This is a genomic window from Streptomyces sp. NBC_01335 (assembly GCF_035953295.1).
Lineage (GTDB): Bacteria > Actinomycetota > Actinomycetes > Streptomycetales > Streptomycetaceae > Streptomyces.
Genome location: NZ_CP108370.1, coordinates 6,298,245 through 6,316,290, shown reverse-complemented (window position 1 = coordinate 6,316,290; position 18,046 = coordinate 6,298,245). Strand labels below are relative to the sequence as shown.

Sequence of the window (18,046 nt, the reverse complement as noted above, 5' to 3'; positions counted from 1 at the left end):
TTCCCTCCATCTCCATTGTCGCTGCCACCTCCATTGCCGCTGCCACCTCCATCGCTGCTGCCGGGACTGTAAAACGTTCGGCTCTGTTCCGTAGTCGGTGGTGACGGCAGGTGACAGGCGTCGTTGATGCTATATGCGAGATGTCAACTCCCTTGATGCAGTGGTGTTTTCAGGACTCTCGGCGCTGGTCATCGAGGATGTGGTGGATGACGGCCAGGTAGTCCGGGTGCTCGCCCGGACCCGTGATGTTCCGGTGCCCTGCCCGGTATGCGGGGTGCCGACGGAGAAGGTGCACGGGTATCACGTTCGGACGTTGGCGGATGTGCCGGTCGATGGCCGCCGGGTCGTAGTACGCGTCCGGGTGCGGCGCCTGGTCTGCCCGGTCCTGGGCTGCCGGCGACAGACCTTCCGCGAGCAAGTCCCTGGGCTGATCGAGCGCCTTCAGCGCCGCACCACGCGCCTGACCAGCCAGGTCTCCGAGGTGGTCAAGAAGTTATGCGGCCGGGCGGCCTCCCGTCTCACCCGGTACCTGGCCACGCCCCTCTCCTACGCCACCGCCCTGCGCCTGCTGCGGCGCATCCCCCGGCCGGCGGTGCGCGTCCCACGGGTGATCGGGGTCGACGACTTCGCCCTGCGCCGCCGCCACCGCTACGCCACGATCATCATCGACGCCGAGACCGGGAAACGCGTCGATGTCCTGCCCGACCGCGAAGCCGCCACTTTGGCCGCATGGCTGCGAGGGAAGGACGAGGTCGAGGTCGTGTGCCGGGACGGCTCAGCCACCTACGCCGAGGCAATCCGCCGGGCTCTGCCGGAGGCGGTGCAGGTCAGCGACCGCTGGCACCTGTGGAAAAACCTGTGCGACAAGGTCCTGGCCGAGGTCCGCGCTCATGCCCCCTGCTGGGCCACCGCCAACCCACCCCGTCCCGGCGGCGCCCATGAGCAGACCACCCGCGAACGCTGGCACAAAGTCCACACCCTCCTCGGACAGGGCGTCGGCCTGCTCGAATGTGCCCGCAGACTGGGCCTCGCCCTGAACACCGTCAAACGCTACGCCCGCAGCCCCGAACCGTCCGCCGACCGCATCGCCCCCCGCTACCGGCCCACCCTGGTCGACCCCTACCGTGACCACCTGCGCCGGCGCCGGTCCGACGATCCGGCTGTCCCCGTCACCCACCTCCTGCACGAGATCAGGGAACTCGGCTTCACCGGCAGTGCCAACCTGCTGGTCCGCTACCTCAACCAGGGTCGCGCCGAAGGCGACCGTCCCGTGACAACCACCCGTCACCTCGCCCGGCTTCTGCTCACCCGCCCCGAACGCCTACGGACCAAGGACACCGACGTGCTCGGATCCCTCACCGCGGTCTGCCCGGAGATGACCGTACTCGCGCGGCTCATCGGCGAGTTCGCCAGGCTCCTGACCCCGGCCAAGACCAACAACGACAAGCTCACCGAGTGGATCACCACTGTCCGCAGCGTCAACCTGCCCTCCCTGCACAGCTTCTGCAACGGGCTCGAACTCGACCGCGCCGCCGTGAACGCCGGGCTCACTCTCCCCTGGAGCAACGGCCGCACCGAAGGCGTCAACACCCGAACAAAGAGGATCATGCGCCAGATGCACGGACGAGCAGGATTCGACCTCCTCCGCCACCGCACCCTGCTGAGCACATAGGCACCCAACGTCACCACCGACTACGAAACAGAGCCGCTCGTTTGACAGACCCCACGTACGACTCAGACCGGCTCCCGCGTCGAGGCCCTCCGCAGCAGCGTGGCCGGTACCAGCCGATGCAGGGGCAGGTCCCCGGCCACCGCGCCGCCGCCCTGGACGAGCTCTATCAGGAGCTGCGCCGCCTGCTTGCCGATCTCCTCGGGCGCCAGGTCCAGCGCGGTGAGCGCGGGGCGGGCGCTGCGGGCGAACTCGCCGTCGGCGCCGACGACGATCTGGACGTCCTCGGGTACGCCGAGGCCCAGTTCGCGACAGACGGCGAGGGTGGCGAACCCGAACTTCTCCATGACGACGTAGAGCGCGTCGGGGCGGTCCGGCCGGTCGAGGAGCCGGCGGGCGGCGTCGGTGGAGTCGGTACCGGGTTCCGCGCGGTCCATCAGGACGGGGTTCCCGGTGCGGGCGCACCAGTCGCGGTAGGCGCGGGCCGCGTCCTCGTCGTAGGACTGGCCGGTCGATCCCGTCAGCAGGCCGATCCGGCGGGCGCCGGTGGCGGCGAGGTGATCGAAGGCGGCCATGGCGCAGGTGGACAGTTCGTTGTCGACCCAGGAGAAGGCGTCCTTGCGGGCCAGGTCGCGGCCGGTGGTGACGACCGGGACGCCCATGCCGGAGAGCCGGGTGAGCAGCGGGTCGTCGGTGAGCGGGTCGATGACGATCGTGCCGTCCAGCGGCAGCGACTCGAAGGGGCGGCCGTCGAGCGAGGGCGGGACGAGCACGAGGGAGTAGTCGTGGGCCATCGCCGTCCAGGTGGCGGCGTTGACGATCTTGACGAAGTACTCGATGTCGGTGACGCCACCCTCCACGGCGGAGCGGTGCGTCAGGCCGAGCAGTCCGGTGCGGGCGCCGCGCAGCCCCCGCGCGTTGGGGTTGGCGCGATAGCCGATCTCGGCGGCGACCGCCAGCACGCGCTCCCGGGTCTCGGCGCCGACCCGGCCGACGCCGTTGAGGGCGTGCGAGGCGGTGGTGGCCGAGACGCCGGCGCGGCGGGCCACCTCGCGCAGCCCGCCCGTCTTCGCCGCGCCGCCGGTCTTCGTGGCGCCGCCCGTCTTCGTGGCGCCACCGGTCTTCGTGGCGCCGCCGGTCTTCGCAGCGCCGCCCGTCTTCGCCTCGCCGCCCGTCTTCGCAGGGCCGGAGGTGCGGGGCTTGCGGGAGGTGCCGCGCGGGTCCGGCTCTGTGACGTCTGACATGGCGGCGAGCTTACCGGTTGACTGCCAAAACGTTTAGGCAGTACGGTCCGGACCATTGCCAAAACGTTTACGCACTCCCTTGCGGAGTGTTGCCAAAACGTTTTGGCAACCCGTGCGGTGCGCCGGGTCCCCCGCCCGAGCCGCGCCGCGCGGCCCTCGCCGTACCGCTCCACCCCCTCCCCCGTAGCACCATCCCCGCACACCGTCGTGCGGTCACCCGGCTCGCGCCGGGCTCCCCGTACATCCCTCGTCCCGTCCCTCCAGGCCGGGACGCAAGTCCGCAAAGGACGTCTGCCGACCATGGCCGAGGCCACCGCCACCGCCCCGCCCGGATCCACCGACCACGCCGACCACGCTGCCGACCGGACACCCCCGTCGTCCCAGACGTCCGTCTTCACGGTCGAGCAGCGGGGCATCGACGCCGTCCCCGCCGCCGAACGCCAGGGCGGCCCCGGCCGCCTCTTCGGGCTGTGGGCCGGTACGAACACCACCGTCTTCACCGTCGTCTACGGGGCGCTGGTCGTCTCCTTCGGCCTGTCGTTCTGGTACGCCGTCGCGCTGATCGTGGTCGGCAACATCCTGGGCTTCACCGTCACCGGCCTGACCAGCCTCCAGGGCCCGCGCACCGGTACCTCCACGCACTCCGTCTCCCGGGCCTCCTTCGGGCCGAACGGCGGACGGCTGCCCGCGCTGCTGAGCTGGGTGATGCTGGTCGGCTTCGAGGCGGGCGGCATGGTCCTCATCGTGCTCGCCGGGCTCGCGCTCCTCGACCAGGCGGGCGTCTCCACGGGCACCCCGCTGAAGCTGGTGACCATCGCGGTCGCGGCCGGGCTCCAGATGCTCCTGCCGCTCTCGGGCTACCACCTGATCATGAAGGTGCAGAAGTACTTCGCCTGGATCTTCGCCGCGATGTTCGTCGTCATGGCGTTCCTCGTCTTCCCGAAGGCGGACTTCGCCACGCACGGCGCCGCCCCCTCGGTGGTGACGATCTCCCTGGTCCTGGCCATGGTCACCGCCTCGGGCGGGCTGTCCTGGGCGGACATGGGCAGCGACTACTCGCGCTACCTCCCGGCCGACGCCGCGCCTCGCAAGGTGTTCTCCTGCGCCGCGCTGGGCGGCATGGTGCCCAACATCGCGCTGCAGATCCTCGGCGCCGCCGTGGCCACCGCGACCACCAACGCCGCCGACCCGATCTCGGGGCTCCCGGAGGTCCTGCCCGGCTGGTTCGTCACTCCGTACCTGCTGCTCGCGATCGTGTCGCTGCTCGCGGTGAACACCACCGACATGTACTCCTCCGGCCTGAACCTGCTGGCCGTCGGCCTCCCGGTGAAGCGGTGGATGGTCGTCTTCATCGACCTGACCCTGTGCACCGCGATCACCCTGTGGGCCGTGTTCTCCTCGGACTTCTACACCCTGCTGTCCAACTTCCTCAGCCTGATCGTGCTCTGGCTCGGCCCGTGGGCCGCCGTCTACCTCACCGACTGGGCGCTGCGCCGCGGCCGCTACCACGTGCCCTCGCTCTTCCCCCGGGAGACCGGGAGCAAGGGCGTCTACTGGCACAAGGGCGGGGTCCGCCCGGCCGGCCTGATCGCGGTGCTCCTCGGCTTCGGGGCGGCGGTGCTCTGGGTCGACTCCACGGTGTTCGTCGGCCCGCTCTCCGACGCGGCCGGCGGCCTGGACCTGTCGGTCTTCGCCGGCGCCCTCGTCGCGGGCGCCGTCTACTGGCTGCTCGCCCGCCGCACCGTACGCGCCGAGGCCGAGCTCGTCCTGGACGCCTGAAGCCCGGACGCCCGGGCCTCGGACGCCTGAAGCCCGGACGCCTGAAGCCTGGACTCTCGGGCCTCGGGCGCCTGAAGCCCTCATCCCTCGCACATGCACCCCCCTGCACGTGCCCCCTCCCCCACCCCTCGTACGCGCCCTGGAGCGAACCCATGAACCACCCCAGCCTCCGCAGCCTCATCGACGCCTCCGAAGGGGTCGTCAAGGCCGACCGGATCATCAAGGGCGGGCAGCTCGTCAACGTCCACACCGGCGAGATCTACCCGGCCGACGTCGCGATCACCGGCGAGCGCGTGGCCGCCACCGGCGACGTCAGCGCGTACGAGGGGCCCGACACGGAGATCGTCGACGCCACCGGCAAGTACCTCACCCCGGGGCTCATCGACGGCCACCTCCACCTGGAGTGCTCCAAGCTCTCGGTGACGATGTTCGCGGACGCGGCTGTCCGCTTCGGCACCACCTCGGTGATCTCCGGTCTCGACCAGTTCCTCGTCGTCGCCGGTCTCGAAGGGGTGCGCGAGGCACTGCGGGAGGCCGACGCGAGCCCGATGAAGATCTTCTGGGGCGCGCCGTTCAAGACCCCGTACACCCTGCCCGAGACCACGGTCGGGTTCTCCTTCGGGCCCGAGGAGCACGAGGAGACGCAGGGCTGGGCCGAGTGCTTCGGCGTGTGGGAGACAGTCGCGGAGTTCGTCCTCAACCGTGACGAGAAGGTGCTGCGCGCCCTCGAACTCGCCCACCGCAACCGGCTGCCGATCTTCGGCTGCGCCCCGATGGCCGCGCAGACCACCATCAACGCGCTGTCGGCGGCGGGCGTCCGCCTCGACCACGAGAGCTACACCGCCGAGGAGGCCCTCCAGAAGCTGCGGGCCGGCATGTCGCTGCTCATCCGCGAGTCCTCGGTCGCGCACTTCATGAACGAGAACGTGCGCACCGTCACCGAGTTCGGCGCCCAGTCCCGGCACGTCGGGTTCTGCACCGACGACATGCACGTCGCCGACATCATCCGCGAGGGCCACCTCGACAAGCTGGTCCGGATGGCGATCAAGGCCGGTGTCCGCCCGGTCGAGGCGATCCAGATGGCCACGCTGAACTGCGCCGAGATGTACCGCATCGACCACCTCGTCGGCTCGATCACGCCCGGCCGCTTCGCGGACGTCCTGATCGTCGACTCCCCCGAGTCCTTCCAGGTGGAGCGGGTGTTCGCGCGCGGTGAGCTGGTCGCGGAGAACGGCCGCACCCTGCGCGCCCCGCAGCCGCCCGTACGCACCCCGGCGCTCTCCCCCGCCTTCCGGGTGGCCCCGCTCGCGCCGGAGGGCGTCGGCATCGCCGCCGAGGGCGACGAGGCCCGGGTGCTGGTCGTGGAGATGGACCGCACCGTCCCGTTCGTCCGCAAGGGCGTCGAGATGACGCTGCCGGTGGTCGACGGCACGGTCCGCGCCGACCTCGCGCAGGACGCGCTGTACGTCACGGTCTCCGAGCGGTACGGCAAGAACGACGGCGCCACCGTCACCGCGATGATCAACGGGTTCGGGCTGCGGTCGGGCGCCATCGCCTCCTCGGCCGCCCCCGACGACAACAACATCGTCTGCGTCGGCGCGGACCGGGCCGACATGGCCCTGGCGGTGAACCACCTCTCCGAGCACGGCGGCGGCCAGGTCGTCGTGGACGGCGGTGTGATCAAGGAGTTCCTGCCGCTGCCGGTGGCCGGGATCGTCGCCGATCTCACCCCGGAGGAGATGGCCGACGCTGAGGACCGCCTGGAGGCGGCGTCCCGCGCGCTCGGCTGCGAACTCCCCTCGGCGTTCGGCTACTTGATCTTCCTGGAGATCACCGCGATCCCCGAGTACGCCGTCACCGACCTGGGTGTCGTCAGCTACCACACCCAGGACGTCGTCGACATCCTGCTTCCCGCCGCCAACTGACCCGTCCCCACCGAGGAGATCGCCATGACCGAGACCGTCACCGTGGACCCCTTCGTCGCGGGTCTGCCCAAGTGCGAACTGCACCTGCACATCGAGGGCACCCTGGAGCCCGGACTGAAGTTCGCGCTCGCCCGCCGCAACGGCGTCGAGCTGCCGTACGCCGACGAGGCCGCGCTCCGCGAGGCGTACGACTTCGACGACCTGCCCGGCTTCCTCGCCGTCTACTACGAGGGCATGTCCGTGCTCCGTACCGAGGCGGACTTCTACGACCTCGCCGCCGCCTACGCGGCCAAGGCGCACGCGCAGAACGTCCGTTACGCGGAGATCTTCTTCGACCCGCAGGCCCACACCGCGCGCGGTGTCGCCTTCGACACCGTCATCCGGGGCCTGACCCGCGCACTGGACGACGCCGAGCGGGCGACGGGCTTCCGGGGCCGTCTGGTGATGTGCTTCCTGCGGGACTTCCAGGCCGAGTTCGCCATGGCGACGCTCGTCCAGGCCCTGCCGTACAAGGAGTGGATCATCGGCGTCGGCCTGGACTCCGACGAGGCCGGCAACCCGCCGGTGAAGTTCCGCGAGGTCTTCGCCCGGGCACGCGCCGAGGGCTTCCGGCTGACGATGCACTGCGACGTCGACCAGCAGAACTCCACGGAGCACATCCGCCAGGTGCTCGACGAGATCGGGGTCGACCGCATCGACCACGGCGTCAACGCCCTGGAGGACCCGGCGCTGGTGGCCCGCATCGTCGAGCGCGGCATCGGCCTCACCGTCTGCCCGATCTCCAACTCCCATGTCACGGACGGCCTGAAGGCCGCCGAGATCCGCGCGCTCCTCGACCAGGGCGTCAAGGTCACGGTCAACTCCGACGACCCGGCGTACTTCCCGGGTTACGTCTCCGAGAACCTCGCGGCGCTGCGCGGCCCCGCCGCCCTCTCGGACGAGGAGCTGGTCCTCCTCCAGCGGAACGCCATCGGGATCTCGTGGGCGGCGCCCTCGGTCCGGGAGAGCTTCCTCGCCGAACTGGACGCGTACCAGGGCTGATCGACAGGAACACGGGTGAGGGGTCCCGGCTTCGGGACCCCTCACCCATGTTCGCCCAGCCCGTGGTACCCGGGTCCGCCCGGAGGGGAGAATCCCTCCATGGAAACGACCCCCGTCCCCTGGCGCAACACCACCCACGACTGGGCCGGCACCGTGGACCACGCCCATCTCGCGGAGGTCCGGAGCGATCCGGCCGTGTTCGCGCCCGGCGGCTCGGGCCATCTGATCCTGGAGGTGATCGCCTACGCGGCGGACGAGGCGGAGGACCGGGGAAGCGGGCGCTGCACGGTCACCCTCCACCCGGACGGCTCGGTCTCCGTCGCGGACGACGGGCGGGGGACGGACACCCGGCTCGACGCGCGGGGCCGCCCGGTGAAGAAGCCGGTCATGGCCACGAAGGACCTCCGGTTCTTCGACCGTCCCGGCGCGCAGACGCTCCCCGACGGGCACCCGCGACGCGGTATGTCGGTCGTGGCGGCGCTCAGCGAGTGGCTCGTCCACACCAACCGGCGGGCGGACGGCGCCTGGACGCAGCGCTACGAACGTGGGGTCCCGGTGACGGACCTGACAGCGGTCACCGACCGTGGCACCACCGGCTCAACAGGCTCCACGGGCACCACCGTCCGCTTCCGCCCCTGCGCGGAGCTGCGCACCGCCTCCCTCTCCCCCGAAGCGTTCGAGCGCCCCTGGCCCCGGCTCACCGTCGAGGTGCGCGACCTCCGGACCGGCTGACGGTTCACCCCCGCCGTCGCCTGCGCCCGACCACGTCCTCGTAGGTCCGGCGCAGGGTGGCGGTGACCACGTCGATGGTGAAGTCGGCGTTGACCAGGCCCCAGGCGGCCTTGCCGGCCTCGGCGGCGGCCTCCGGCTCCAGGAGTTCGAGGACGGCCTCGGCGACCTTGGCGGCGTTGGCCGCGTCCTCGCCGACCCGGCTGTCGATCACCCGGCCCGCCCCGGCCTTGGCCACGTCCGGGCCCAGACCGCAGGTGCGGGTGATGACGACCGGGGTGCCGACCGACATCGCCTCCAGGACCGAGACCCCGAGGGGCTCCTCGATCGACGGGAGCACGTAGACGTCGGCCTCGCGTCCCGCCGCCAGGACCTCCTCGTGGCCGAGCGGGCCCACGTGGTCGAGGGAGCCGGTGACGCCGAGCCTCTCCGCCAGCGCCAGGGTGCCCGCCAGGGCCCCGGTGTCAGGGCCCGCCAACACGAACCGCGCGTCGGGGTGTTGGGCGAGAACGGCGGGCATCGCCGCGACGAAGTCCTCGGGGCGCTTGCGTTCCTGGACGCGGGCGAGGAAGAGGATCGTGGGCGGCCGGCCTGGCTCGCGGGCCGGTTTGCGCTCCTGGGGGCGTACCCCGTTCACCAGCCGGACCGTGCGGGTGAGGGCGACCGGCGCGGCCACCGCGTTGACGTCGAGGCGTTCCGTCTCGGTGAGGTGCAGGACGGCGTCGGCCTCGCGGAGCACCTTCCGTACGCCGAGCAGGTCGGTCAGTTTCGCCACCGGCTTCTCGGTGGGGTCGATCATGCCGTGGGTCTGCACGACCAGCGGGGTACGGGTCGCGAGCGCGAGGAGGGCGACGGGCAGGGTCACCAGGTCGCGCATGAGATGTACGTGGACGAGGTCCGCGTCGCGCATGGCGCGGCGGGCGGCGCGCAGCAGGGCGAGGGAGGTGATCCCGCTGACCTCGAACATCGGCAGCACGTGCCGGGCGCGGTGGAGGAGGGCCGGAACTCCCTCTACTTCCCTGGGTAGTTCGCCGGGTCCGAAGCCGTCGCCCAGGGCCATGACACGGGCGTCGTCACCGGCCGCCCGCTGGACCTTGGAGAGATTGAGCGCCACTCGGGTGGGCCCGCCGAACGCGTGGTCCGGGGTGTGCAGCGTGACGACGTGCAGGATTTTCACCAGGGTTCCCCTCAACCTCGGCCGGTTTTCACAGAGTAGTCATCGCACCCCCTCAAGTGGGTTGATTCGTTAAGGTGTTCGCAGGTCCACGGAACGGGGGGCGCATGACGTCCGTGTACGACACGGCTCCGGCCGCGAAGGCCCATGCATCCCGTGCGGCCACGGTCCGGCGGACCCTGGAGCCCGTGACGAGGCCGCTCGCGTGGGCGATGCTGTCGCGGGCGCTGGCGGTGCCGCTGATCCTGGGCCTGGTCGTCTTCCTGCCCGCGGTGGTCGCGGCGCAGCCGGGGACGGGCAGCCGGGACACCGTGTTCTGGCTGCAACTGGTCCTGACGTGCTACGCGGGCGCCCGGCTGGCGACGATGATCCTCTCCACCCGGCGGCGTCTGCTCCAGGGCGTGTTCTGGATGTTCGTGTACATCGCGATGGGTGTCGCGCCGCTGGCGCAGGCGGTGATCGGGCAGACGCCGACTCCCCTGGTGGGGCCCCGCGCGGATCTGGTGACGGCCACCGCGATGATCCTCGTCGGGTGCTCGGCGTTCGACCTGGGCGCGCTGCTGGCCTCGCGTCGCCCGCTCCGGCGCCGGTCACCCTCCTCGCGGTCGCGGCGCGGCCGGCCGGCGATCGCGAGCCGTACCCGGCTGCGGCTGCTGCTGTTGGTGGCGTTCGCGGCGAGCGGGTACTACGTGGTGAAGCTGGGCGGGCCCGCGATCTTCTTCAGCAGCCGGCAGGAGATCAGCGCGTCGGTGGCCCAGAGCGGGGTCGCCTCGACCGAGTCGAACGTCGGCTCGGCGTTCCTGAAGGGCTTCGGCACGGTGCCCGCGCTGCTGGCCCTGCTCTTCTGGACGCGCCGCCTGGTGACCTCGCGCCGGGCCCGCCGCTCGCCGTCTACGGTGCTCGCGTGGACCGCGCTTCTCGCGCTCAACCTGGTCGTCAACAACCCGATCTCCAACGCGCGTTACTGGTTCCTGACGGTCCTCGTCTCGCTGCTCTTCACGGCGTTCCCGAGCAGCGCGGCGGTCTACCGCACGGTGCTGGCCCTGGGCGTGGTGGGGGCGCTGGTGCTCTTCCCGTACGCGGACCGGTTCCGGTACGACGACTCGGGGTACCGGCCGGTGCAGTCGGCCTCGGCCTTCGAGCCGCTGGCGACGAAGGACTACGACCAGACGGTCATGTTCGCCAACACCATCGCCTGGGTGGACACCCGGGGCCACACGTACGGTCGCCAACTCGCGGGCTCCGCGCTCTTCTTCGTGCCGCGCGCGGTGTGGAGCGGGAAGCCGGAGGACACCGGGGTCCGGGTGGGGCAGTGGATGGGGATGAACATGACCAACCTCTCGGCCCCGCTGTGGACCGAGTTCTGGGTGGACTTCGGTCCGGCCGGAATGGTCGGGGGCCTGGCGCTGATCGGGTACGTCGCCGCGCGCACCGACCGCCGGTACGCGCTCGCGGTCACCCGGGCCGGGCCGGGCCCGGGGAGCGTGCTGGCGATCGCGGCGCCGCTGGTGGCGGGTTACACCTTCATCCTGCTGCGCGGCCCGCTCCTCCAGTCGGTGGGGAAGCTCGCCATCGCGGCGCTCTGTCTGGCGTTCGTCACCACGTTCACGGAACGGAGCGAACAGCGCTCGCGCTGACGGACCCCGTACCGGCCCCGTCGGCGCGCCGCAGCCTGGCCACCCGGGTCCAGGTGGCGACGGCCTTGCAGACGGAGCCCAGGCAGAGCCCCCAGGCGGCGCCGGTGACCCCGGCGAGGGCGTAACCGGCGATCAGGAAGACGACGGCGGCGAGCGAGAACACCACCTGGATGGAGAGCGTGGTGCGCGGGTCGAGCATCCGCAGGGCGAGGAGTCCGCAGGTGCCGAAGGCCATCGCCGCGTACTGGCTGCCGGTCGCGGGCAGCAGCGCGGCGGCGGACTGCCAGGTGTCTCCCAGGAGTTGGCCGCCGACCTTGTCCGGGAGGAGGGCGAGGGCGGTGGCCCAGAGCGCGGCGGTCGCGGCGAGTACCCCGGCGAGCGCGGCGGTGGCCCGTATGCGGCGCCGCTCGTCGCCGACCCGGGCCAGCAGCGGCGGGCCGAAGCTGGTGGCGGAGGTGAACAGCACGTTGAGCGGCCCGAAGAGGGTGGTCGCGCCGCGCAGGGCGCCCACCACGAGCGGGCTGCCGACCGTGCCGAGGCCGAGCACGGAGAGCTGGCTGGTGGCGTTTCCGACCCCGAACTCCACGACGAACCGCTGCCCCAGGTGACCGCGGCGCAGGTACGGGCGGAGTTCGGTGCGGGCCCCGGCGGTACGGCTCCGCAGCAGGGCGGCGGAGAGCAGCAGCGCGGGAAGGGCGGAGAGCCCCCAGACGGCGACCAGGCGGGCGGCCCCGGCTCCGTGGCTCTGCACTCCGAGCGCGCCCAGGACGCAGCCGAGGCGGAGCAGGTCGGCGGCGAGGGCGAGGTGCGGCAGCCGCAGGGTGGAGAAGGCGTACCGCATGGCGTCCTGGCCGAGGACGACCGGCAGGACGAGTCCGAGCGCCAGCAGGGCGCGGGCGGTGTCCCCCGGGACGAGGAGGGCGCCGCCCGCGAGGAGGGCGCCGAGCACGGCCGCCGCGAGCAGGGCGAAGGCGACGGCGGAGCGGCAGGCGTTCCGGGCCGCGTCGCCGCCCCGGGTGAGGACGAGCGGCTGGCCGGTGTAGGCGCCGAAGACGCCGAGCAGCACGGTGAAGACGAGGTAGACCGCGGAGAACCGGGCGAAGCCGGCCACGGTGGAGAGCCGGGCCGCCGCGATGAGCACCAGGATGTTGGTGAGGGCGGCGACCCCTTGGTCCGCGACGGAGCTGACGACCGCGCCGCGGGCCCTCACCGGCGGGCGGGCGGCACGGTGAAGGTGCGCAGCCCCATCGTCTCCGCCGGGTCGCCGGTGATCTCCGGCCGTTCGGCCTCCTCGGGTTCGGGCCCCTGTCCGCCACCGCCGCCCCGCCGTCCGGCGGACTTCTGGTGCTTCCTGTGCTCCTTGCGGGCCCGCCGGGTGCGTCCGGGGTGCAGGAGCACCCCGAGCAGGTGGCCGCCGGCCGCGCCGACGACCTCGCGGATGCGTTCCAGGTCGCTGCGGTGCACCTCGCGCGGGTCGCAGACGATCATGACGCCGCCCACCCGGTCCACGAGGGCGACGGCGTCGGCGTACGAGAGGACGGGCGGGGCCAGCACGATGACGACGGCTCCGGGCGCGTCCGCCTCGGCGACGATCCGTCCGACCGGGGCCGAGGTGAGGGCGCGGGGGACGTTGTCCACCTGGGCGCCCGCCACCAGGGCGAAGGCGCCGGAGCCGGGCACGTCGACGTTGGTACGGCTGCCGGCCGGCCAGCCGCGCTTGTCGTCCGAGGCCCACCGGGGCCGGGGTTCGCTGACCGCCGGGCCCAGGTCGCGGGCGAGGGAGGGGGTCCGCAGGTCCGCCTCGACGAGGAGGACGTCGCGGCCCATCTCGGCGAAGGCCGCGGCGACGTTGGCCGCCGCCGCGGTGGCGGCCGAGTTGTCCCCGCGCGGGGCGGTGACCAGCAGCCGGCGGTTGTCGGCGAAGGCGGGGTCGTAGGCGAGCCGGAAGGCCACCGCGCGGTACTCCTCGGCGAGTCTGCTGCCGCCGCGTCCGATGGCGAGCAGGGCCGTGCCGGCGGCGCGCTCCCTGGGGAGGGTGCCGAGCAGGGGGGCGCCGAGCGAGCGGACCAGCTCGTGGGTGGAGCGTACGGTCGGGTCGAAGACCAGGCGCACCCAGGAGAGCAGCAGTCCGAGGGCGAGGCCGACGACTCCGCCGAGGCCGAGGAGGAGAGGCAGACCCGCGCCGGTGGGTGCGGTGGGCGTCACCGGCTTCTTGTTGAGGTAGCCGGGGGTTGCGTCCAGCGCCTTCAACTCGGATATTTTCTGGCTGAGTTCGGAGATGGAGACGATGAGGCTCGCGCGGGCGCTGGTGATGTCGTCGGCGGTGGAGGAGCCGATCTGCTCCTCCAGCTGGTCGCGCTTCTCCTCCAGCGGTTTGAGCTGGGCGCGGTAGCCGTTCGCCATGTTCTCGATGCTGTCCTCGGTGAGCTGCTTCCGGTTGGCGAGGTAGGCGGTGGCGAGGGCCTCGGCGCGGTCCCGCGCCTGCTGCGGGGTGGCACCGGTGTAGGCGAACCGGAGGGTGAGGGTGTTCGGCGGGTTGGTGACCTGGAGCCCGGCGAGCAGGTCGCGGGAGGAGACCTTGTCGCCCTTGGCGGCCAGGGTGCGCGAGGCGAGGGTGCCGACGGTGTCGCTGACGGCGGTCTGGCGTTCGGAGCCGATGTTGATGCCCTTGTCGGCGGAGGCTCCGGTGGCGAAGGGGTCGGCGGTCGCGGAGCGGACCAGCACCTCGCCGGTGGCCGACCAGGTCTCGTCGCCCGCGACGGCGAGGTAGCCGCCGCCGAGGAGCCCGAGGAGCACCCCGGTGGCGAGCAGGCTCCGGTAGCGCAGGAGTTGGCGGAACTGGTCGCGCAGGAGCGCCGGCTCGTCCTGGTCGTCCAGGGGTCGGATCGGATGGGTCATCGGCGTGTGCTCCCTTGTGCGTTCCCGAGTGCCTCGGCGAGCAGGGCGTCGAAACGGGCGAGCCCCGCCTCGCGGCTCAGGTGCTGTGCGACGTAGGTGGCTCCGCGTGCGCCGAGCCGGCCGGCCTCCGCGTGGTCGGCGGCCAGCTCGCGTACGGCGGCGAGCAGGGCGGCAGGGTCCTCGGGCCGCACCAGCACGCCGGCGCCGGAGCGGCGGACCTCCTCGGCGGTGCCGCCGCCGTCGGCCACCGAGGCGACGACGGGCCGCCCGGAGACGAAGTAGGAGGTGAGCTTGGAGGGGACGGACATGTCGAGGACGGAGGCGCGCTGGGTGACGGCGAGGACGTCGGCGGCGGCGAGGACGTCGGTGAAGTCCTCGGCCGCGGCGGGCGGCAGGAAGTCGAGGTTGGCCAGCTGGGCCGCCCGTGCGCGCAGTGCCTCGCGCTGGTTGCCGTCGCCCATCAGGACGACCCGGACGTCGGGTGCCAGCCGGGCGAGGTCGACGAGCACGTCGAGTCCCTGTTTGAGCCCCATGTTTCCCGAGTGGAGCAGCACCGGGGAGTCCGGGTGCCAGCCGAGGCGGGCGCGGGTGGCCGCCCGGTCGGCCGTGGGGCCTTGGACATGTGTCCAGTTGGGGACGGTACGGATGCGGGCGGGGTCGACGCCGAGCGCCCTCACGCCGGGTACGAAGCTCTCGTGGATGACGCCGACCAGCGCCGCGTCGCGCAGCGCGTACCGCTCGGCCGCCGCCGCGGCGGACGCCGCCCTGCCGCCGCCCCGGATGCCGCTCTGGGCGGCGGCGGCGCCCATCAGGTCCTGGACGACGGGGATGTACGGGACGCCGTGGCGGCGGGCGATCCGGGCGCCGACGACGCCGCCCGCGAGGCTCGGCATCTGGGCGACGACGGCGTCCGGGCGGCCGGGCGGCGGGGCGAGCAGTCCGTGGCCGAGGACGGTCAGTTCGAAGAGGCCCCGGCGCAGCGCGGTCTGCCGGGACGGTACGTAGTGGCGCCGGCGGTGGACGTGGACCCCCTCGCGCCTCTCCGTGGTGCGCCAGACACCCCGGTACTCCGCGTCGGTCCGCCAGGACGGGTAGTGCGGCATCCCGGTGAGCACGTCGGCGCGCGCGGCCGTGGCCGCCCAGTGTTCGGCGAGCTGGGTGGCGTACGGGCCGATGCCGGTCAGCTCCGGCGCGTAGTTGGTCGAGACCACCAGGATTCTGCGGTCGTGCAGCGGCGTGCGTGGTGCGGCAGCGGACATCGGACGATCGCCTTCCCCCCGGAACGGCCCCCTGTTCCCCGAGGGAACAGCCCCGCGTCGAGCTTATCCGTTCACGGGTTGCACAAGTGTTCTTCACAGTAAGGTCGTTGGAAACATCAGCACATGACGTTCACCGTGGGGGGAGAGAACGGATGGTGCAGCACAGGGTGGGTTACGCGCCGGGCGTGTACGACCTGTTCCACGTGGGTCACCTCAACATCCTTCGTCATGCCCGCAGTCAGTGCGACTACCTGGTCGCCGGGGTCGTCTCCGACGAGATGGCCGAGCTCGCCAAGGGCCACCGGCCGGTGATCCCGCTGCCGGAGCGGCTGGAGATCGTCCGCAGCATCCGCCATGTGGACGCCGCTTTCGTGGAGACCGTGCCGGAGAAGATCGACACCTGGCAGCAGGTCCGCTTCGACGTGATCTTCAAGGGCGACGACTGGCGGGGTACGGAGAAGGGGAAGAAGCTCGAACGCGACTTCGCCGAAGTCGGCGTGGAGGTCGTCTACTTCCCGTACACCGTGCACACGTCCAGCACCCAACTGCGCAAGGCGCTGGACGTGCTCGTCACGCGGCCCGGAGCGCTCTCAGCTCCCTGAACCACTTGGCCAGGAACGCCACCAGGAACAGCGCGTGCACGACGGCGAGCACCGCGTACCCCGCCAGGAAGGCCGCGGGCTCGCCGAGCAGCAGGAAGACCAGGCAGAAGACCCCGTAGTCGGCGGGGAGCAGTGCGACGGCGCGGACCGGGGAGACCGGCCCGGCGGGGGCGGCGGCCCCGGCGCCCCCGCGCTGCGCGGCCTTGCCCAGCTGCTCGCGCAGGAGTCCGGCGCAGAAGGTGAGGACGGCGACGAAGAGGAAGCCCAACGGCAGCAACAGCCATGTATCACTGCGCCGTTCACCGACGCTGTAGACGTCGGAGCGGTAGAGGGAGATCAGTACGGCCGTGTGGACCAGGATCATCTTGGCGCAGTCCACCACGTGGTCGAGCCACTCCCCGTCCGGGCCGCCGCGCCCGGTGAGCCGGGCGAGCTGGCCGTCGGCGGAGTCGAAGGCGAAGCCCACCACCAGCCCGGCCCAGACGAGCCCCCCGAGCGCCCAGGAGGGCGCCGCCAGCGCGAGGGCCGCGAGGGAGGCGAAGGTGAACACGGCGCTCACCAGGGTGACCTGGTTGGGTGTGAGCCCCACCCGGAAGGCCGCCGCCGCGAGCACCCGTCCGGCGGGCCTGTTCACATACCGCGAGTAGAGCGAGACACCCTTGGCGGTCTTCTGTGCCCCGCGCAACTCGCGCAGCACCGTACCCGTGCTTCCCATACGCCCCCCAGCGTCCGGCAGTTGACCCGCATCATGACACGCTTCTGTTTCCGGGCATACCGCGCCGAAGAGGTGCGGACGACTCAAGGGTCAGCGTTCCTCGGTGAGTTGGGTGTCCAGGTCGTCGAAGAGCAGGTCGTCGTGGTCGATCTGGCCGGTCCGGTACGCGGACCGGGCGACCAGATGCGCGGCCACCGGACCGGTCATCATCTGGAAGAAGAGGATCAGGGCGAGGGTCGCGAGGTCCATCCCACCGCGCAGCCGCATCGCCACCCCGACGAGCACCAGCAGGATGCCGAGGGTCTGCGGCTTGGTCGCCGCGTGGCTGCGGGAGAGCACGTCGGGCAGCCGGAGCATGCCGAAGGTACCGAGCAGGCAGGTCGCCGCGCCGAGCAGGATGGCGACGGCGCCGGCGGTGTCGACGACGGTGAGCCAGATGGTCACGGTCCCATCTCCTTCGTGCCGGTGGGACGGTCCGGCCGGCGGCGCGGGCGCGGCCGGTCGCGTACCGCGATGAAGCGGGCGATGCCGACGGACCCGGTGAAGCCGAGGAACGCCAGCACGAGCATGATCGGGAAGTAGAAGGTGTCGCGGACCAGCGCCGCGCGGGCCCCGAGCCCGGCGATGATCAGGGCCGCGCACACGTCGAGCGAGAGCGCGCGGTCGAGCATCGAGGGGCCGCGCCAGATGCGGGCGAGCAGCAGCAGGCCGGCGACGACGATCATCGCCACCGCCACGTACAGCAGCCAGCGGTCGGTGCTCTCGGTCGTGGTCATGCGGGGGTGCTCCCGGTCTGCGGGTGGGACGGCGGCGGCTCCGCGACCCGGGCGATCTCGTCCCGGGTCCCGAAGGCCCGTACGGCCAGGGCTTCCATCCGCCACACCGAGCGCCGGGCGGCGTCGAGTTCGGCGGGCCGGTCGGCGTCGAGCACGTGCAGGAAGACGGTGGCGGTGGAGCGGCGCACCTCGACGATGGCGCCGCCGGGCACGTTGGAGACGGCGACGGCGGTGGCGGCGAGCATCAGGTCGCTCCGGCAGCGCAGCGGCACCGCGATGACGGCGGCCCGGTGCGGCCTGCCGGCGAGGATCTGCCCGGCCACCCTCACCCCGGAGGTGACCATGTCGTAGAGCAGGTAGCCGGCGAGCACCAGGATGCCCCAGGGGTGCAGCCGCAGCCCGAGGTCGACCCGGGGCAGCGGGAAGGCCAGGCAGACGGCCACCGCGACGATCACCCCGATGAGGACGTTGGCCCAGGTCAGGGTGGACCAGAGCATCACCCAGATCAGGGTGAGCCAGCCGATGAGCGGCAGGTCGAGCACGCGGCGCCCGCTCCTGCCCAGGGTGAGGCTGAGCGGTGGCATCCCGGGCCCGTGCG

General features: G+C 72.1%; 16 protein-coding genes. 7 read left to right on the top strand and 9 right to left on the bottom strand.

Annotated elements, in window-relative coordinates:
- The first annotated feature begins 133 nt into the window (after positions 1-133).
- Positions 134-1,672, top strand: a complete 1,539-nt coding sequence (locus OG599_RS27055) for an ISL3 family transposase (protein ID WP_442809562.1) — start codon at positions 134-136, stop codon at positions 1,670-1,672.
- Positions 1,673-1,734: 62 nt separating this feature from the next.
- Here OG599_RS27055 and OG599_RS27050 read toward each other — a convergent pair whose 3' ends face one another.
- A complete protein-coding gene (locus OG599_RS27050) occupies positions 1,735-2,913 on the bottom strand; it encodes a LacI family DNA-binding transcriptional regulator (protein ID WP_327178568.1) in 1,179 nt (392 codons plus the stop codon).
- A gap of 300 nt (positions 2,914-3,213) precedes the next feature.
- Between OG599_RS27050 and OG599_RS27045 the strand changes: the two genes are divergently transcribed.
- The 4 genes from OG599_RS27045 to OG599_RS27030 all read left to right on the top strand — a co-directional run bounded on the left by OG599_RS27045 (position 3,214) and on the right by OG599_RS27030 (position 8,390).
- A complete protein-coding gene (locus OG599_RS27045; RefSeq protein ID WP_327178567.1) occupies positions 3,214-4,692 on the top strand; it encodes a purine-cytosine permease family protein in 1,479 nt (492 codons plus the stop codon).
- A 152-nt stretch (positions 4,693-4,844) separates the two neighbouring features.
- Positions 4,845-6,617 carry an adenine deaminase C-terminal domain-containing protein gene (locus tag OG599_RS27040; protein WP_327178566.1) on the top strand — a complete coding sequence of 591 codons (1,773 nt, stop codon included), beginning with the start codon at positions 4,845-4,847 and terminating at the stop codon, positions 6,615-6,617.
- Positions 6,618-6,641: 24 nt separating this feature from the next.
- Entirely contained in the window at positions 6,642-7,658 is a 1,017-nt protein-coding gene (gene add / locus OG599_RS27035) for an adenosine deaminase (RefSeq protein ID WP_327178565.1), read from the top strand.
- Positions 7,659-7,757: 99 nt separating this feature from the next.
- Entirely contained in the window at positions 7,758-8,390 is a 633-nt protein-coding gene (locus OG599_RS27030) for an ATP-binding protein (protein WP_327178564.1), read from the top strand.
- A 4-nt stretch (positions 8,391-8,394) separates the two neighbouring features.
- On the opposite strand, the gene OG599_RS27025 is transcribed toward OG599_RS27030, so the two are convergent.
- A complete protein-coding gene (locus OG599_RS27025) occupies positions 8,395-9,564 on the bottom strand; it encodes a glycosyltransferase (protein WP_327178563.1) in 1,170 nt (389 codons plus the stop codon).
- A 104-nt stretch (positions 9,565-9,668) separates the two neighbouring features.
- On the opposite strand from OG599_RS27025, the gene OG599_RS27020 reads away from it, so the two are divergent.
- On the top strand, positions 9,669-11,198 hold the full coding sequence (locus OG599_RS27020; RefSeq protein ID WP_327178562.1) for a hypothetical protein: 1,530 nt from the start codon (positions 9,669-9,671) through the stop codon (positions 11,196-11,198).
- Here OG599_RS27020 and OG599_RS27015 read toward each other — a convergent pair.
- Genes OG599_RS27015 through OG599_RS27005 form a run of 3 tightly spaced genes read right to left on the bottom strand, consistent with a single transcriptional unit; the run spans position 11,167 to position 15,355 of the window.
- Complete coding sequence (locus OG599_RS27015) at positions 11,167-12,408, bottom strand: hypothetical protein (protein ID WP_327178561.1); 1,242 nt, start codon at positions 12,406-12,408, stop codon at positions 11,167-11,169. The genes OG599_RS27020 and OG599_RS27015 overlap by 32 nt on opposite strands.
- Positions 12,405-14,096: a lipopolysaccharide biosynthesis protein gene (locus OG599_RS27010; RefSeq protein ID WP_327178560.1), complete on the bottom strand. Its 1,692-nt coding sequence runs from the start codon at positions 14,094-14,096 to the stop codon at positions 12,405-12,407. The genes OG599_RS27015 and OG599_RS27010 overlap by 4 nt, the downstream gene beginning before the upstream one ends.
- On the bottom strand, positions 14,093-15,355 hold the full coding sequence (locus OG599_RS27005; RefSeq protein WP_327178559.1) for a glycosyltransferase: 1,263 nt from the start codon (positions 15,353-15,355) through the stop codon (positions 14,093-14,095). The genes OG599_RS27010 and OG599_RS27005 overlap by 4 nt, the downstream gene beginning before the upstream one ends.
- Before the next feature lie 152 nt (positions 15,356-15,507).
- Between OG599_RS27005 and OG599_RS27000 the strand changes: the two genes are divergently transcribed.
- Positions 15,508-15,957 carry an adenylyltransferase/cytidyltransferase family protein gene (locus OG599_RS27000; protein WP_327178558.1) on the top strand — a complete coding sequence of 150 codons (450 nt, stop codon included), beginning with the start codon at positions 15,508-15,510 and terminating at the stop codon, positions 15,955-15,957.
- Here the strand turns inward: OG599_RS27000 and OG599_RS26995 are convergent.
- The 4 genes from OG599_RS26995 to OG599_RS26980 form a co-directional block, all read right to left on the bottom strand.
- The gene (locus OG599_RS26995; RefSeq protein WP_327178557.1) at positions 15,926-16,672 is read right to left on the bottom strand and encodes a CDP-alcohol phosphatidyltransferase family protein; all 747 of its coding nucleotides are present in this window, start codon (positions 16,670-16,672) and stop codon (positions 15,926-15,928) included. The genes OG599_RS27000 and OG599_RS26995 overlap by 32 nt on opposite strands.
- A 90-nt stretch (positions 16,673-16,762) precedes the next feature.
- On the bottom strand, positions 16,763-17,116 hold the full coding sequence (mnhG, locus tag OG599_RS26990; RefSeq protein ID WP_327178556.1) for a monovalent cation/H(+) antiporter subunit G: 354 nt from the start codon (positions 17,114-17,116) through the stop codon (positions 16,763-16,765).
- Complete coding sequence (locus tag OG599_RS26985) at positions 17,113-17,448, bottom strand: monovalent cation/H+ antiporter complex subunit F (protein WP_327178555.1); 336 nt, start codon at positions 17,446-17,448, stop codon at positions 17,113-17,115. Before OG599_RS26985 ends, mnhG begins: the two co-directional genes overlap by 4 nt.
- A complete protein-coding gene (locus tag OG599_RS26980) occupies positions 17,445-18,032 on the bottom strand; it encodes a Na+/H+ antiporter subunit E (RefSeq protein WP_327180205.1) in 588 nt (195 codons plus the stop codon). Before OG599_RS26980 ends, OG599_RS26985 begins: the two co-directional genes overlap by 4 nt.
- Between the last annotated feature and the right edge of the window lie 14 nt (positions 18,033-18,046).